General features: G+C 35.7%; 1 protein-coding gene. It reads right to left on the bottom strand.

All coding sequences use genetic code 11. The features are described 5' to 3' along the window. The coding region (locus AOA62_RS05140) for an ABC transporter substrate-binding protein (protein WP_256592296.1) at positions 1–283 on the bottom strand (283 nt) is incomplete at its 3' end. Positions 284–314: the final 31 nt, after the last annotated feature.

Below are 314 nucleotides of genomic sequence, written 5' to 3'. Positions count from 1 at the left end.
ACTGCCAATAAAGGGTTTTAGGCTGTATTACTTGTTTACTTAATGCGAGATATTTTTCAAGTATATTCGTGTATCTTTCGTGCACTGATTTTGCTTTTTCTAATGTGTTCGTGGCCTCTCCTAAAAATAATAAGCTTTCTCCGACTTCCGTTAATGTTTTAGGTTTAGGAACGATAATGTAAGGTATATTTCGTTTCTTCAACTCTTCAATATTTTTTTCCATCCCTGGAACGGATAGAGACGCAATTACTAGATCCGGTTGCAATTCCTCTACTTTGTCCATATTTATCTTTAAATCAGGACCAAGCCTAGGT

The organism is Pseudomonas sp. 2995-3, from assembly GCF_002742565.1.
GTDB classification, from domain to species: Bacteria; Pseudomonadota; Gammaproteobacteria; order Pseudomonadales; family Pseudomonadaceae; genus Aquipseudomonas; species Aquipseudomonas edaphica.
The sequence above is the reverse complement of the archived record's forward strand: the minus strand, read 5'-3'. Positions and strand labels throughout refer to the sequence as shown.